The organism is Posidoniimonas corsicana (assembly GCF_007859765.1).
Taxonomy (GTDB): Bacteria; Planctomycetota; Planctomycetia; order Pirellulales; family Lacipirellulaceae; genus Posidoniimonas; species Posidoniimonas corsicana.
The window spans coordinates 55,000-71,286 of the sequence record NZ_SIHJ01000008.1; the positions used below are offsets into that span (position 1 = coordinate 55,000).

At 68.0% G+C, this 16,287-nt stretch carries 10 protein-coding genes; all 10 read right to left on the bottom strand.

The features are described from left to right. Window positions 1-38 precede the first annotated feature (38 nt). On the bottom strand, window positions 39-3,560 hold the full coding sequence (locus tag KOR34_RS25695) for an efflux RND transporter permease subunit (protein WP_146569016.1): 3,522 nt from the start codon (window positions 3,558-3,560) through the stop codon (window positions 39-41). A gap of 5 nt (window positions 3,561-3,565) precedes the next feature. Continuing rightward, window positions 3,566-4,855, bottom strand: coding sequence for an efflux RND transporter periplasmic adaptor subunit (locus KOR34_RS25700; protein WP_146569017.1), 1,290 nt, complete (start codon window positions 4,853-4,855; stop codon window positions 3,566-3,568). After that, the gene (locus KOR34_RS25705) at window positions 4,845-5,273 is read right to left on the bottom strand and encodes a MarR family winged helix-turn-helix transcriptional regulator (protein WP_146569018.1); all 429 of its coding nucleotides are present in this window, start codon (window positions 5,271-5,273) and stop codon (window positions 4,845-4,847) included. Before KOR34_RS25705 ends, KOR34_RS25700 begins: the two co-directional genes overlap by 11 nt. A 114-nt stretch (window positions 5,274-5,387) precedes the next feature. Beyond that, window positions 5,388-7,223, bottom strand: a complete 1,836-nt coding sequence (locus KOR34_RS25710; protein ID WP_146569019.1) for a hypothetical protein — start codon at window positions 7,221-7,223, stop codon at window positions 5,388-5,390. A 146-nt stretch (window positions 7,224-7,369) separates the two neighbouring features. Continuing rightward, window positions 7,370-8,482: a hypothetical protein gene (locus KOR34_RS25715; protein ID WP_146569020.1), complete on the bottom strand. Its 1,113-nt coding sequence runs from the start codon at window positions 8,480-8,482 to the stop codon at window positions 7,370-7,372. A gap of 112 nt (window positions 8,483-8,594) precedes the next feature. Next, window positions 8,595-12,041, bottom strand: a complete 3,447-nt coding sequence (locus tag KOR34_RS25720; protein ID WP_146569021.1) for an ABC transporter permease — start codon at window positions 12,039-12,041, stop codon at window positions 8,595-8,597. A 100-nt stretch (window positions 12,042-12,141) separates the two neighbouring features. Continuing rightward, entirely contained in the window at window positions 12,142-12,528 is a 387-nt protein-coding gene (locus KOR34_RS25725) for a hypothetical protein (protein ID WP_146569022.1), read from the bottom strand. 116 nt (window positions 12,529-12,644) lie between these two features. Then, window positions 12,645-13,103, bottom strand: coding sequence for a hypothetical protein (locus KOR34_RS25730; protein WP_146569023.1), 459 nt, complete (start codon window positions 13,101-13,103; stop codon window positions 12,645-12,647). Between the two features lie 131 nt (window positions 13,104-13,234). Next, complete coding sequence (gene purD, locus KOR34_RS25735) at window positions 13,235-14,527, bottom strand: phosphoribosylamine--glycine ligase (protein WP_146569024.1); 1,293 nt, start codon at window positions 14,525-14,527, stop codon at window positions 13,235-13,237. A gap of 199 nt (window positions 14,528-14,726) precedes the next feature. Next, on the bottom strand, window positions 14,727-15,950 hold the full coding sequence (locus KOR34_RS25740) for a glycosyl transferase (protein ID WP_146569025.1): 1,224 nt from the start codon (window positions 15,948-15,950) through the stop codon (window positions 14,727-14,729). Between the last annotated feature and the right edge of the window lie 337 nt (window positions 15,951-16,287).

Genomic DNA, 16,287 nt, shown 5'->3' on the forward strand with positions numbered 1-16,287 from the left:
CGATCCGGTCGGCAACGCGTAGCCGCCGCTGCTGCTCCTCAGACCGCGACGGTCCGCGCAGGCTCTGGCTGGCTAGACAGCCCCTCCGGCAACGCGTGCGAGGGGGATAGCTCGTCCGCCGCCGCGACCGGCGCCACCCGCAGCAGCAGGCTGAACAGCGTGGGAACCAGCAGCAGCGTGAACAGCGTCGACACGACCAGACCGCCCAGCACGACGCTGCCGATGCCGCGGTACAACTCGCTGCCGGCGCCAGGGAACAGCACCAGCGGCAGCAGACCCAGCACGGTGGTGGTGGTGGTCATGAAGATCGGTCGGATGCGCGTCCGGACGCTCTGCAGGATGGCGTCACGTGGCGTCATGCCGTCCTCGCGGAGGTGGATCAACGACTGGTGCACAATCAGGATCGGGTTGTTCACCACGGTGCCGATCAGCACCACGAAGCCGAGCATAGTCAGCACGTCCAGCGGCTGGAGCACGAACCAGTTCAAGATCCACAGCCCGAGCACCCCGCCCGCGGCGCCCAGCGGCACGCTGAGGATGATGATCAGCGGGTACAGCCACGACTCGAACAACGCCGCCATCAGCAGGTACGTGATCAGCAGCGCCAGCATGACGTTGAACCGCAACGCCCGCCAGGTTTCACTAAGCTTGTCGGCGGTGCCGGCGAGGGCGATGCGGTAGCCGCCCTCGAGCTGGCCGCTGGCGCGGATCGGCGCTACGATTTCGGACTCGATCCGCTTGATGACGTCCTCGAGTGCGACGGACTCCGGCGGCGTCACCTGCAGCGTGACCGAGCGGATCTTTTCCCGGTGGTTGATCTGCTCGGGACCGCTGCCGTAACGGACGTTCGCCACAGCGCTGAGCGGCACCAACTGGCCGTCGGGCGTGGCGATGGGCGCCGAGTCCAGCCGCTGCGTTCGGTCGGCAAAGCGTCCCTCGCTCATCACGGTCAGGTCGATCTTCTTGCCGCCCTGGTAGTAATCGCTCACGTAGGCGCCGTCGACCAGCACGTTCACCGCGAAGCCGAGGTCTTGGGCCGGCATCTCCACCGCACGGGCGCTGAGCGGCTTGGCCGTGACGTGCAGCTCGGGGCTGGAGAGGTCGAGGCTCGGCTTGGGGAACACCTGGGTGCCCTCGTACATCTGCATCACGCCGTAGCCGCCCGCCGCCTTGGGCGACATAATCTGCGCGCCGATGCCCACCAGCTTTTCGACATCGGGGCCGGTGATCTCGATGTCCACGGTGCGGCCGGCTGTCAGGCCGCTCTCGAACAGGCTGGTCTGTTTTACGCTGCCGAACGCGCCGGGCGCGGCGCGGAGGGCGGGGCCCAGGATGCCCACCAGCTCGCCGGACCGCAGCGGGTTCATCGCCCGCACGCCCATGAATACCGAGCGGCCGCGCACCACGAAGAAGTAGTCGTAGATGGCGGGTTCGTCGAGGTCCCCGGGGGCGACGCCTGGTTCGACGTCCCAGTAGGGTTTGAGCTCGGCCTCGACCGTGCGGCCCAGCTCTAGCAGCTGGTTGATGTTGTAGCCCGGCGGCGGCACAACGAAGCCGATCACCAGGTTCCGGTTGCCGGTCGGCAGGTACTCCACCCGCGGCCACAGGGACCAGCTGATGCCGCCGGCGAGGCCGATCAGCAGCACGACCGTCGTCAACCGGCGGAGCGTGCTGCCCTGGGCCCAACGATTGGTCGCCAAGACGACCCCGACCAGGGCGCCGCCAATCCGACCGAGCGCGCGGGAGATCAGCGGCTGGTGGCGTTCGGGCCGAGGTGGACCGGCCGGCGCAGCCTGCCGCTTGTGGAACAGTCGAGAAGCGGCGGTTGGGATCATCGTCACGGACACGATGAGCGACAAGCCGACCGCTGCGCTGATCGCCAACGCGATGTCGCGGAACAGCTGCCCTGCTTCCTCCTGCACGAACACCACCGGCAGGAAGACCGCGATGGTGGTCAGCGTCGACGACACCACCGCGCCCCACACCTCCTGCGTTCCCCGCACCGACGCCAGCAGCGGCGCCTCGCCGAGTGACGTGTACCGGCGGTAGATGTTCTCCAGCACCACCACCGCGTTGTCCACCAGCATGCCGACGGCGAACGCCATGCCGGCCAGGCTGATCACGTTGAGCGACCGCCCCAGGCCGCGGAGGATCAGGAAGGTGCCGATGATGCTCACCGGGATCGCCAGCCCGACCACCAGGGCGCCGCGGGCAAACCACAGACCCGACGCGATGATCAATGCCAGGCTCAACGCAAACCACCACGGGCTCAGGTAGACCGACGCGATCGCCGAGGCCAGGATCATGGGCGCCACGACGAGCGTACGGGCGCCCAAGTGCAGGAACGCCATCAGCACGACCATTGTCAGGGCGCCGCCGAGGAAGATGTTCTGCTGCACCAGGTTGACCGAGGACTCGATGTAGTCGGTCTCGTCGTACACCTGGGTGAGGGTGAGGCCCTTCGGGTTGAGGATCTCGCGGTTGAGGAAGTCGTTGGTCTCGTACAGGCCGGCCATCACGTCGATGACGTTGGCGCCGGTCTCGCGGACGACGTTCACCGCGATGTTCTCTTCCCCGTACCGGCGGACGAGGCCGTCCGGCTTCTTGAAGCCGAAACGCACGTCCGCGACGTCCCGGACGTACACCGGCGCCCCCTCGCGGACGGCCAGCGGAAGTTCCAGCACGCGTTGGGGCGAGTCAAACCGCCCGTCCAGACGCACCACATAGCGGTTCTTTCCATCCCAGATGTCGCCCGCCGAGGTGTTCTTGTTCTCCAGCCGCAGCACGTCCCGCAGCGCGGTGAGCGTAACCTGCCGGGCGGCCAGACGCTCCATGTCTACAATGACCTGCAGCTCCTCTTCCAGCCCGCCGATCACGTTCGACTGGGCGACCCCGTCCACGTTCTTGAAGCGGTCCGCGAGTTCGTCCTCGGCGAAGCGGCGGAGGTGGTCGACCTTGAGGTCCGGCGGCGGGAGGAGCACGGCCGCCTCGGGGTGCTGGGCGGCCAGCTCGCGCAGGCGGTGCATCCGCAGGCCGATGTTCTCGGTGGCCGCAATGCGGTCCAGCTGAGACTTCAGGGCGGGGTGGGCCTCCGCGAACGCGAGGATCTGCTCGTCGGTGGCCGGCAGGGCGCTGAGGATGAACCACGCGATCGGGCGGCTCGAGCTGTTGGCCGAAGAGACCACCGGCAGGTCGACATCTTCCGGGTACTCGGGCACCTGGCTTAGCGCGCTGGTCACCTTGGCGAGCGCGCTGTCCATGTCCTCGCCGACGGCGAACTCGAGGGTGATCTCGCCGGAAGAGTCCTTGCTCTCCGACGACATCTTCTGCACGCCCTCCACGCCCTTGAGCTGGTCTTCCTGCTCGATGACGATCTCTTGCTCCACCTCGGCGGGGCTCGCGCCCGGCCAACGCGTGGTGATCGTGAGGGTGGGGGTCTCGACTTCGGGGGTGAGCTGCATCGGCAGCTGGGTCATGGCGACCACGCCGAAGAGCACCAGCAGCAGCACGCCGACGCTGACCTTCACCGGGTTTCGGACGAGCGATTCGACGATGTTCATGGAAGCTACCTGCTGGCTCCGCCGCGCGCCGGCGCGTCTAGCTCGGTGATCGTCACCTCCTGCCCCGGGCGCAGCCGCTCGTTCCCGTGCGTGATCACCACCTCGCCGGGCCGCAGCTGGCCGGTCACCTGCGTCAGCCCGTCTTCGGCGACCCCCATCTCGACCGGCACGGGCCGGACCTTGACGGTCTGGCCGACGCCGGTGGTCGCGTCCGCCGCGAACAGCATCGGCGACGCGCCGCCGTGGATGATGGCGTCCTTGGGGACCATCGTGGCGACCACCCGCCCGCCGATCGGCAGCGTGACGCGGGCGTACATGCCGGGCTTCAGCAGCGGGCCGTCGTCGGTGATCTGATTGGGCAGCCGCACCTTGACCGAGAAGGTGCGCGTGCGGAGGTCGCCCTGCGGAACGGTGGCCAGGATCTTCCCCTCGAGCGGCGGGCCGGGGAGCGCCGGCACGACCACCTGCACCGGTTCGCCGGGGCGGATGAACGGCAGGCTCTGCTCGCCCACCTTTACGTCGATGTCGACCTCGTCGATCGCCACTACCTCGGCGACCGGGTCGCCCTGGTTGAGCCAGGCGCCGATTTCGGTGTGCTTCGCCACGACGTACCCGTCGAACTTGGTGGTGACCGTGTACTTCTTGCGCTGGTCCTTCAGACGCTCCACGACCGCCTGCTGCATCTGCACCTGCGCACGGTACTGGGCGATGACCTCTTCGCGTGGCCCCGCCACGGCCAGCTCGTGCGCCGCCTGAGCCTCGAGGTAGATCTGCTCCGCCTCGGACGCGTTGGCCCGGGCCTCCTGGAGCTCGTCCTCGGTGATCGCGCCGCGGGTCTTGGCGATGGTTGCCAGCCGGTCGCGTCGGGCGGCCAGGAAGTCGCGGCGGGCCTCGGCCGCCTGCATCTTGGCGAGCGCCTGTTTGATCTCTTCGGGACGCGTGCCGTTCTCGAGCTCCGCCAGCTGCTGCTGACGCAGCGACAGCTCGCCCTCAGCGGAGGCGATCTCGAGCGAGATCGTCTCGGTGAGCAGCTGGGCGAGTTCCGCCATCCGTTCCACACGGTCGCCGGCCTCGATAGGGCACTCAACGACCCGTCCGGCAACTGCGCTGCCAACCACCGCGCGTTTGACCGGCACCACGGTGCCGACAAACGAACGCGAGTCCATCACTTCCTGCTCCACGGCGCGGGCCGCGATCACCGGCGGGGCGCCGCCGCCCGGCTGCGCTTGCGCAGCGGCCCCGGACAAGAGCGCGGCCACGAGGGCCACCAAGCGTAAGGGCTGGCTATGCGACATTGTCGCGCACCTTCTTGAGGAGCCGTTTCAGCGTGGCTTGTTCACGGTCGGACAGCCCCTCCGACGCCTCGGTGCGGAGGTTCTTGGCGCACCGGGTGACTTTCTTCCACACCTGGTTGGAACCGGGCAGGGGGTGGATCATCTTCTTGCGGCGGTCATCGGGGCAGGGCTGCCGCTCGATGAGCTCGGCGGCCTCCATGCGATCGATCACGCCAACCAGGCTGGGGGGCTCGATCAGCATCTTGGCGGCCAGGTCCGCCTGAAAGAGCGGCCCCTCTAAAGCCAAGTAGCCCAGCACCTGCGCCTGGCGGTACGTGATGCCGTGCGGGGCGAGCGTGGACTCGAGCCGCCGGGTATAGGCCTGGTGCGTCACCGCTAGCCAGAAGCCGATGCTGTCTTCGAAGTCGTAGTTGGTCACTGGTGGGCCGGGTGGGGACGCAGCGGAGGGGGAATCGTTAGCATACTAACGATCTCGCCACGAAGATACCCAAACCCGGCTGCCAGTGGACCCGCGGGTCTGCGGGCGCCCGAGTCAGTCCTGCCGGATCAGCATGACGGACTCCTTGCGGTAGGAGTCGTGCGTGTCGCCCGGGCGCTGCACCGCGAGCTGCGCCTCCATGAAATCGAGCTTCTCGATCACCCTGGCGATGCTTGGCAGCAGCGCGATCACCTTCTGGATCGCCTCGGCGTCCTTGGGGTCGGCCTCCTGCAGGGCGGCGCCGGCGAGCAGCGGCGCCATCGCCGCCGCCTGGTTGATGTACTGGGCCGTCTTGCGGAACGCGCCGGCGGTGTCCGAGTACGAGATCGCCGACACGGGACCGGACACTTCGAGTCCAAACCGCTCGAACGCCTCGGTCGACGCGAACGAATCGGCATCGCCCCAGCGGACGTCGATCGCCTGCTGGGCCGCCTCGGGGGTGGTGGCGAAGATCATCCAGCCGTCCTTGAAGCCGATCACCGGCCGCACGCCAACCGCCGCGAAGAACGACGCCCTCAGGTCCTCGAAGCCGGGCAGGGTCTCGCTCTCGACCAGCTCGAGCTGCTGCTGGGCGACCTGCGGGATCTGAACGGCCGCGTCGATCGCACGGTGCAGCAGCTCGCGGGTGTGCTCCGGCTGCCGGCACTTCAACGCGGCGAACGACTGCCCGTCGGCCAGGGTCACGGACACCGACTGCCCGGAGAACAGGGCCAGGATGTCGTCTTCCAGGTTGAGTTGCAGCTGGTCTTCTACCTTGGTGAGCTGCACCAGGGCCTCGGCGGCGAGTTCGGGCGCCTCGCGCGAGAACACGCCCAGCACCCGCGTGTACAGGGCCTGCAGGTCGACGCCGGAGCTGAGTCGGAACGCGGCGGCGCCGGCGGGCGTCCAGCGGGTCCAGTCTTGCAGGGGCTCGCCGCCGACGAGCACCTGCCGCAGCAGCCGCTCGTCGGTGCCCGGGAGCAGCATGCCCAGCGTATCGGTGCGGTTGTGCCCTTCCTCGGTGTAGCCGACCGCGACCTCCAGGTCTGTGACCGCCAGCTCGTCCATCAATGCGTGGATCAGGCGCACCGCCGCGGCCGCGTTGGCGTCGCCATCGCCCTGCTGCTTGATCGCCTCGAGCGCGGGGGCGAGCTGGTCGCGGAGCGACTTGAACTGCTGCTTGCCGTCGTAGAAGTAGACGGAGTCCTCGGCGGCGGGCAGCTTGGCCAGCGCGTCCTTCAGGCGGGGCTCGTCGAACTTCGACTCGGGCGAGTCCGAGCTAAGCCGCATCACCGCGGCGCGGGCCAACGACTGCGACGTGCTGAAGATCAGCACGCCGTCCTTGCCGGCCAGCGTGGGCTGCATCGGGGCGGGGGAGGGCGGGTACACGGTCAGGTAGTTGGCGCCGTCGACCTGCTCTTCGGTGATCGAGAACTCGTCGCCCGACTTCTGCTCCGCCAGGGCCAGCAGGTTCTTGGCGGCCTCGACGTAGCCGCTGACCGCCTCGGGCGTCATCCGCACCGCAATGACGTTGTTGGCGGCCTCGCCCTCGGCTACCTGGAAGAACGCGGCCTCGCTCGCGTTGGTCAAAGCATCGAGCGACGCGGAGGCGGTCGCCTCCCGCAATTCGGCGATGTTTTGCTGGGCTTCTTCGAGGTCGTCCTCCTCGATGCGTCCCTGGATAATGTCGAAGACGCGTTCGGCGATGCGTTCCTTGCGGAAGGTCTCTAGCACCTTCGCCAGCTGCTCCCGCTGGGGCTCCCGCTCCGGGTTTTGTCGCCAAACGACAGCCATCTGCGCTTCGGAGGGCACAAGCGCTTTGAGCGAGAAGTCGTCCGCCAGGCAGGCGAGCGGGCTGAGCAGGTAAGCGACAAGCAGGGCCGCTGCGGGCAGCGTCTGGGGGGTGGGCATCGGGGACTCCGTCAGGAAGAGCTGTGTGGCCAAGCGGGCCGGCGCATCATACACGAATTCGTTGATCCGCTGCCGCTTATTTCGCACGACGGTCGTGGATCTTGGCGAACGCCGAGAGCATTTCTTGTTCTTAGCGGCCCGGGTCGCTAAGCGGGCGACGGCTCGGCCGACTCGGCCGGTTTCTTCGCGGGCTTCTTGGGGCCGCCGCGGGGGGCGAACACCAGCACGATCACGGCGCCCGCAATCACCATTATCAGGCCCGCCCAGAATAGGGGATTGATCTGGTTGTATTGCCCCTTGGCGACGATCGTGAAGAAGGTGTTAACAACCGGCGCCCCGCCGAACACCAATGGCATCACGTACACCGGTTTGCCGCCGAAGTTGAATGCCATGATGATCCCCAACGCCCCCAAGGCGCCCGCCGCGCCCGCCATCAGGCTCCACACCGCGCCGGTGAAGTCCCAGTGGCTGTTTTCCGGGTAGACGCTGAGGATCAGCTCGGACCCGAGCACGGCGATCACGAAATACGAGATCCCCACGCACAGCAGAGGACGCATCTTGCTGTTGTCCATGGCCGCCTGCCCCTTGTGCAGCGTGGGGCCGTACGTGCCCCAGCAGACCACGACCGTAGCGATCGACAGAAGCTGAAGTAAGAAGTTGCTGGCGGTCTTTGTGGCTTCTTTCGTCTGCTCGACCACCACATCCTCGATCCCCTCGGGCGCAGGGTCTGGGGCGGAGTCGGTCTTGGCTGCAACGGCAGCGTCCGCCTTGGGTTTCGCGGCGTCGGCCGGCTTGAAGATGAGCACCGTCACGGCCCCGAGCACAACGATGATCAACCCGGCGAGGAACATGGGCCCGATCTCCTTCATCTTCCGGGCCAGGAAGATCGTGACGAACGAGTTCACCACGGGCGCTCCGCCAAACACCAGCGGCATCACGTACGAAGGCTTCCCCCCGAACGTGAACGCCATGACGATCCCCAGCGCTCCCAGAGCGCCAAGCGCGCCGGCGCCGAGACTCAGCAACGCGCCGCGCGACGTCCAGTGGCCCTGCTCACCACGGGTCTGCAGCCATGCGATCGGGGCGACGACGCCAACCGCAAAGTACGCGAGCCCCACGCACACGAAGGGCAGGAGCCGGGCGTACTGTCCTTCGACGGTGGACATCTGGTGCTGCCCCTCGTGCAGCAGGGGACCGTAGAGGCCCCAGCACAGCACCGTCAAAGCGAACGAGGCGACAACAAACAGCATTCCACGCATACGGCATCGTTGGGCGGGGGGAGGGGCGGGCGTCGGCTAGGTTGCAATGTAAGCGGCTGGCAACCCGCCTGATAGGCCCGGCCGGCTGTTTTTCTGCGGGCCGCGGGCGTTGCTACTCGCCGCGGAGCGCGGGCAAGAGCGGGGCCGCGATGGTGCGGCGCGTCGCCAGCCAACCCACCGCCAGTCCGACGCCGACGATCACCGCGAGCAGCACTAGTGCGCTCAGCCACGGGAAAGAGGCGTCGCCAACGAGCGACTGCGGCGCCAACGCCACCGCCGCGGCCAGGGCGCCGACGCCGAGTCCACCAAGCAGCAACGCCAGGTTCTCTCGCAGCACCAGCGACTCGAGTCGGGACGCCGTAAACCCGCCGGCCCGCAGCAACGCCAGCTCGCCCCGCCGCTGAGCCACGTTGCGGAGCTGCACTACCGCTACCCCGACTGCGCCCAGCAGCAGGCCCAGGGCGCCGATCGTCTGGAACGTCGACAAGTACGTGTTCTGCACCGCCAGGAAGCCTGCCAGGCGGTCGCGCGCGTCTTCGGCGTCGAACCCGTAGTCGCTCAACTGATCCTCGAGCAGCGCGGTGAAGGCCGCCTGGTCGCCGCCCGGCGGTTTGGACTTGATGAGGAAGAAGCGGTAGCCGCCGGTCTCGGGAAAGAGTTGCAGAAAGTTTGCCTCCGACATGAGCAGGTCGCCCTGCAGCAGGCTGTTCTTCAGCAGCCCGACCACTTCCAGCGTGATCTCGCGCTGCGCCGAGTCTTCGATGGTCAGCCGCGCCCCGACGCCGCCGTACAGTTTCAGGCTGTACATCGCCGTGTTGAAATCGAGCACCACCGGCACCACCGGGCGGCCGTTCGAGTCGAAGCCGAGGTCCAGGTTGAGGTCGTTCCAACCATTGGCGCCTTTCAAGTTCTTGGGCGACCGGAAGTCGGCCCACTCGAACGGGGCGTAGAACTTGTCGGGTACTCCCAGCACGCGGGGCTGCGATGTTTGGTACAGGTTCAAGCAGCTGGCGTCTTCGCCGTCGTAAACCCGGAGGGAGTCGACCTGCCAGTTGTTGAACCGCGCCTCATCATCGCGTCGGAACGCGTACTCCCGACGCCCTTCGGGCGTGCCGAGGTCGAAGTGCAGCGGCTGGTCGCTGAGGGCGACCAGGTCGTAGCCGCCGGTGCCGGCCTCAGTCGGCGGGAGCCGGAAGGCGCCGATCGCCAGAATCAAGAAGCTGGCCGCCCCCACCAGTCCGATGGTCAGCAGCGACCGCGTCGGCGTCCGCGCCAGGTTGCGCACCGCGAGCGACGTGACGCCGTAGTGAGCCGGCGCGTCGCTGCGGATCGGGCGGCCGACGAGCCTGCCCCGCACGGCCGTGAGCAGATACACGAGGGCCAGCACGCCCGAGCCGAAGAAGGCTCCCGCCTGCGATTCGCCGCGCAGGTTGGTCGCGGCCACGCCGAGCCCAACCGCCGCACCCAGCGAGAGCACCGACACCCACCAGGCCCAACGGCCGGGCTTTGCCCCATCGGTTGGAGAGTCCTGCGACTGCCCGCTGAGCAGCGCGCGGGTGGAGTTCTTCAGCAGCCCGCGGAGCGACCACGCGATCGCCAGCCAGGCGGCGATGACGCCCACCACGTAGCCGATCAGCAGGCTGCGCGGGGTGACGTGGAGCGTGATGAACGGCGTGACGATTGCTCCCACCCACAGCGTGCGGAGCCCGGCGAGCATCAGCCAGGCGTAGGCGATCCCGCCCAGCACGCCGACCGCGGCGCCAACCGTGGCGACCACCAGGCCCTCGAGGGTCAGCACTCGGCGGATCCGCTTGGCGTCCCACCCCACGGCGCCCAGCACACCGACCTGCCGAGCCCGCTGGTCCACGCCGAGCCGGAACAGCAGGGCGATCAGCATCACCGCCGACCCGATCAGGAACATGCTGAACCCGAAGAACAGCCCGTCGAACGGCGTGGTGCCGCTCGCGGCGGCAAGGCCGAGCCGTTTGATGGGGCGGAACTCGAAGCCGAGGTCGGCCGGATCGAGGCCGCCGCGTAGCCGCTGCGTAAGCTTGGCCATCGCTTCGTTGTCGGGCGCCGGCTCGCCGCCAGACTCGCCGCTGATTCCCAGGCTTTCTGTGGGAAACCTAAGCAGGCTCACGGTTCCCCACCGCGTCGACCACAGCTTCTTGGCCAATTCGAACGAGACAAACGCCTTCGGGGTGGTGCTGTGCAGGTCCCAGTAGTCCTCGTCGGCCTGCGTGATCGGCTCGACGAGCTCGAACGGCAGGTCCCAGTCGTTGATGCTTTCGGCGTCGGTCACGCCTTCGAGCTCGGGCGTGAGCGTTGGGTCGGACGCCAGCGTGGGCCTCGCGGTGGCGGCGGAGTCCTCAAGTTCGGCGATTCCGACTAGTCTGAGACGGAGCGGCGGCGCCTCGACTAGTTCTCCGTGGGTGGTCTCCGGTTCGTAGTAGGTCACGGTGAACTCATCACCGATCTCGGCCCCGAGCGCATCAGCCGCCCAACGGTTGAGGATGATCTCGTCCGGGCCAGGGCTAAGTGGTTCGCCATCTGCGCCGAGCACCGGGCCGATGCCAGCCTGCGATTCGACGCCTGTGATCGTTGAGTAGGGGACCGACTTGTCGCCGTGGCGGATCGTGTTGGCAAGGTACGTGACCGCCGGTTGGGGCGCGGCGTTCAACGCGGCGGTGATCGCGTCGACCGCGGCGTCGCTCAGCACGAGCTGGCTGGATTCGACCTGGACGGCCTCGCCGTGTGCGACCGCCTTGACCGACAGCCCGTAGTCGTCAAGCGTGGGCTTGAGGTTGTCCGCCAGCCACTGGCCGCCGTCCACGCCCGGTTTCTCGGCGCCGACGAGCAGCAGGTTCGCCTTGCCGGGCAGTTCGACCGCCTGCTGGGCCGCCGCGAGCGAAACGAAGATCGACTTCGGCGGCCGCTGCGTCGGCTGGAGCGTGAAGCGGGCGATGCCGGCGTCGGGCAGCACGCGGCCCACCGTGACCCGCTGGCCGATGGTGGTGTCCTGCTTCTCTCCCAGCGGGCTGTCCGACGGGATCGCCTCGACCGACGGCAGCAGCAGGAAGATCTCGTCACCGGCGCCCACGCCCAGCTCCTCGGCGACCGCCGGCGTGAGCCACGCCTCGCCGGCGGGGATCTGCCAGGCGGGCTCCAGTGTGTCTTGGGCGGTGTTGAACCGGCCGAAGTCGGGCGTGACGCCCAGCAGCTGCACGTCGCTGGCGCGGCGGGTCTGCCCGTCGGCCCGGTGGGTGACGGTCGCCTGCAGCAGCAGAGCGGGCGTGGCCAGGTGGAACCGCTGCTCGAATCCCTCCGCGGCGGAGAGCTCGCTAGCCAGCTCCGCCCGGAACGGCTGCTGGGTAACCAGCGCGTAGTCGATGGATCCCAGCCGCTCCAGCACCAGCCCCTTGAGGCTGCCGCGGACGGAGTCGCCCACCAGCAGAGCGCCGGTCATCACCGCGGTGGCGACCGCCACGCCCAGCAGGACGGCAAGGTGGGTGCGGTAGTAGTAGCGCAGGCTGCGGAGCGCGAGGTCGATGCGGTTCATGCTGCGATTCTCGCCGTTCCGGGCCCGACACGCAAAACCCCTCCGGCGGGAAAGTCCCGCCGGAGGGGCGTTCGGGTTTACTCAGCAATCGCGGGCCGTGTTAGGCGGCCTGCTTGTCGGACTCGCAGCACGCGCCGTCGCACGAGCACGACTCGCAGTCCCCGCCGTCGCACTCGCAGGCGTCGCAGGTGCAGTCGGCTCCGGTGCAGTCGGCTCCGGTGCAGCAGGCGCACTCATCCGATGAGCAGCAGCCGCTCTCGCTGCACTGCTCGCCGTCGCAGCACTTGCTCTCGGAGCAGCACTGGCTTTCGGCACAGCACGACTCATCGCCGCACTTGCACGGGTCGCACTTGCAGTCCGCGCCGCACTTGCAAGCGGCGGCCGTCGAGCCGACGGCTTCCGCCTTGGTGTTGGCGGTGGAGCGGTACGCGAACACGCCGACCGCTACAATCGCCAAGAGCGCAATAAACTTGATAGAGTTGGTCATCGTCTAGTTCTCCAGTTTGGTGTGGAAGGAACCGTGGCCGTATAGCAGCCACGGGGATCGGACTCAAGCTTGGCTTGGCGATAGCACGGCCAGTGCGCAAAGGCCAAGCCTGCGAGTCAAATCGTCCACACACACAGCACCGCCTGCAGGCGGACGCCGGGCGGCGCCCCTAAACGCGGTGGGAGAACTAGCGTTGCCGCACTCAACTCAGAGGTAGGCGCGACAACAGGCAGGGGGGCGAAGGCGAGCGTGTCGACCATCTTGAGGTCGTCGACGCTAGCAGTGTAGTTGATCTGCGGTGCTTCAGGTCGAGAACCGTCGCAGCCCAGGCAGCGGCATCCGCCGGCGCCACAGCACTGCTGGTGTTCGGCCGTATCGCCGGTCTTGTCCTGGCAGCAGCTCACTTCAGAGGCGCCGCAGCACCCCGCCGTGGCTTGGCAGCAGCTTGGCTGATCGGCCTCGGCAGCGGCTTGGCGGCGGGCGTCGGCGCAACCGCACTGCGCTAGCGCCTGCGACGGGATCACGGTCCCGGCGGCGGTCAGCAGCAGAACGAGATGTCGGAGGAGCAGTTGCACGTTTAGTTTTACGCAGTGAACGCGGCCACGGTTCTCTACTAGCAAGTTTACGGGATCGGACGCAACATCCAACTGATTCCTCGCCCGTTCAGCGCAAATAACGGCTTGTAGCAGTTCTGCGTCTGGCGGGCCTACTGGTAGGTCATGGCCTTGTCGCTGATGTCCTTGCGGCACCACGCTCCCTGCCAACGGATGCACTTAACCGCTTTGTAGGCTTGGAGTTTCGCCGCGGCGATGGTGTCGCCCATGGCGGTCACCCCCAGCACCCGGCCTCCGGTGTTCACCACCGCGCCGTTCACCAGGCTGGCGCCGGCGTGGAACACCTTCACGTCGGGCAGGCCGGCGGCGTCGTCCAGGCCGCGGATCGGGAAGCCCTTCTCATAGCTTCCCGGGTAGCCTTCGCTCGCCATCACCACGCAGACCGCTGGGCGCGGGTCCCACTCCAGCGGCGGCAGCGAGTCGAGCCGCTTGTCGACCGCCGCGTCCAGCACCTCGAGCAGGTCGGTCTTGAGCCGCATCAACAGCGGCTGGCACTCCGGGTCGCCCAGCCGGACGTTATACTCCAGCACCTTGGGGCCCTGCTTGGTGATCATCAGCCCCGCGTAGAGCACGCCCTGGAACGGCCGCCGCTGCCGCTTCATGTGGTGCACGGTCGGCACGAGGACCGTTTCTTCGATCATGGCCAGCTGCTCGTCCGTCAGCAGCGGGGTAGGGCAGTAGGCGCCCATGCCGCCGGTGTTGGGGCCGGTGTCGCCGTCGCCGGCGGGCTTGTGGTCCTGGGCCGGCGGCAGGGTGAGGATCGACCGCCCGTCGGTGATCGCCAGCACCGACGCTTCGTGGCCGTGCAGCCGCTCTTCGATGATCAGTTGCGCGCCGGCGTCACCAAACTCGCGGCGGCTGGCGATCCGCTCGACCGCGTCAATCGCCTCGGCGCGGTTGTCGCACACCACCACGCCCTTACCGGCCGCCAGGCCGTCGGCCTTCACCACCAGCGGCACGTCCTCGCGGTCGTTCAGGTAGCTCAGCGCGCCCTCGGCGTCCTTGAACGCCTTGTAATCGCCCGACGGAACGTCGGCGTGGCGGAGCAGGTCCTTGCAGAACACCTTGCTCCCCTCGAGCGCGGCGGCCGCCTTCGAGGGGCCGAACGCCCGCAGGCCGGACTCCTGCAGCGCGTCGACCAGCCCGGCCACGAGCGGCGCCTCGGGGCCGACCACCGTCAGCCCGACCTCGTTCTTCTTGGCGAACTCCACCAGGCCGGCGACGTCGTCGCTGCCGACCGACACGTTCTGGATGCCCAGCTCCGCGTCGGCCGCGGTGCCCGCGTTCCCCGGAGCCACGAACACCACGTCCGCCCGGGGGCTCTGTGCGATCTTCCATGCCAGGGCGTGCTCGCGCCCGCCGCCGCCAACCACCAGTACCTTCATCGTCTCGTTTCCCTTTGCAGCGCGTCGCGGGCCCAATCCGCGGTCCGTTTCCTCTGGGGCCCGCCGTAGCCGGCCCATCTTACCCCGAACGGCCGGGCCTTGGCAGCCGCCGCAGGGCGTGGATCACCGCCCGGCCGAAGTCCCTGGGCATTCGGATTGTCCCGCACCGATGGGGGCCACCGCGTGGGGAGAAGGCCCGCTAGCCCGCGTACTCTTCCCGGTCCAGCCGCACGATATCGCGCAGCCGCTGGGGGAACTCGGGGAACGCGGTCATGACGCGGGTCCAGGTGGGCAGGGCCGGTTCGCCGGACGGGTCGTCCGACACGGCCTGACCGGTCTGCGTGATCAGCTCGGCGAAGCCCTCGATCGCCTGCTCCTCGCTGTGGCGGTCGTACTGCAGGCCGTTCATCAGGCTGTCGGCGTGGTACTGGCGGATGGCGTCCTGCGCCAGCCGCAGGTAGGCCGACCGCAGCGAGATAAAGTGCCCGTTGCTCAGCACCATGCCGCGGCTGGCCAGCGTGCGGACGATGCTCCGCAGGATGTCCGACGCCATCTTCATGAGGCCCTTGGACGGGTCCCCGAGCGACAGCGGCTGGTGCTTGTGCTCGTACAGCCGCGCGATGTCGACCTGGCAGACCCGCTTGGGCGACGTGTTGCGGAACACCTCGCTCAGCGTGCCGACCTCCAGCCCCCAGTCGCACGGGATGCGGTTCGACCGGGCGAGCGTGGACGTGATGGCGAACTCGCCCGCCAGCGGGTAGCGGAAGCTCCGCAGAAACACCAGGTAAGGGTCGCTGCCGAGCACCGTGATCAGCGCCCGCACGAACGGCACCACCAGCAGCCGCACCACGCGTCCGTGCATGCGGTCGGTGCACCGCGCGTAGAACGCCTTGCAGAAGTCGAAGTCCATGCCGGGGTGGGCCATCGGCAGCGCCAGCCGGATCAGCATCTCGTTGTCGTAGCCGACGATGTCGCCGTCCTGCAGCACGAACGCCTTGAGCTGGGTGTCTGCCAGCAGGTGGCCGAACGCGAACCACACGGCGCGGCCCTTGCCGGGGCGGGACACCGTGAAGCCCGCCTCGAGCAGGTCGTTCAGCGCGTCCTGCCCGCGGGGGCCGTCGGTCCACAGGATCTGCACTTTGTCGCCCATCGGCGCCGTCAGGCGGACCGCCTCGCGGTAGTCCTCCGGCGAGTCGGCCCGGTTCAGCACGACCGTCACGGTGTCGACGTAGTCCGCCTCGCCCAGCTTCTGGGTGATGTTGGCGAACGGCTGGGCCCGCATGTCCGACGCGGTGATCGGCAGCACCAGCCCGATCGGGTTGCGCCGCACCGCGTCCCGCAGCTCGGCCTCGAGCTGACCGATTTCGACGGTTCCGAGGTCGTGCAGCGTGGTGATCGGCCCGCGTTGGGCAAAGTCGGGCATCGTGTCTCCTGGATTGGCGTTCTGCTCCCCAGCCGGTGAGACTCCCATTCTAGACGCAACGCCCAGCTGGGCGAATGGCGAAGCCCGGCCGCCGCCCCGGCCTGCTGACGGGCCGACTTTTGTCCCGTTCTGGCGCATCGAATCTTAGGGACAAAAGTAGCTCTGTAGAAATCTTATCGTTGCTAGCTAAACTGTAGGTAGTGTTGTTTCCGTACGGTGTGGGTGCGAACGACGAAGTCTCCCATCGCGTTGCTGCTTGCCGCCCACGAGCTGGGTCGTCGGACGGTGCGTCGTTACTGGCATCACCGTGCCCCGAAGAAGTTCACGCTCCCTCAGC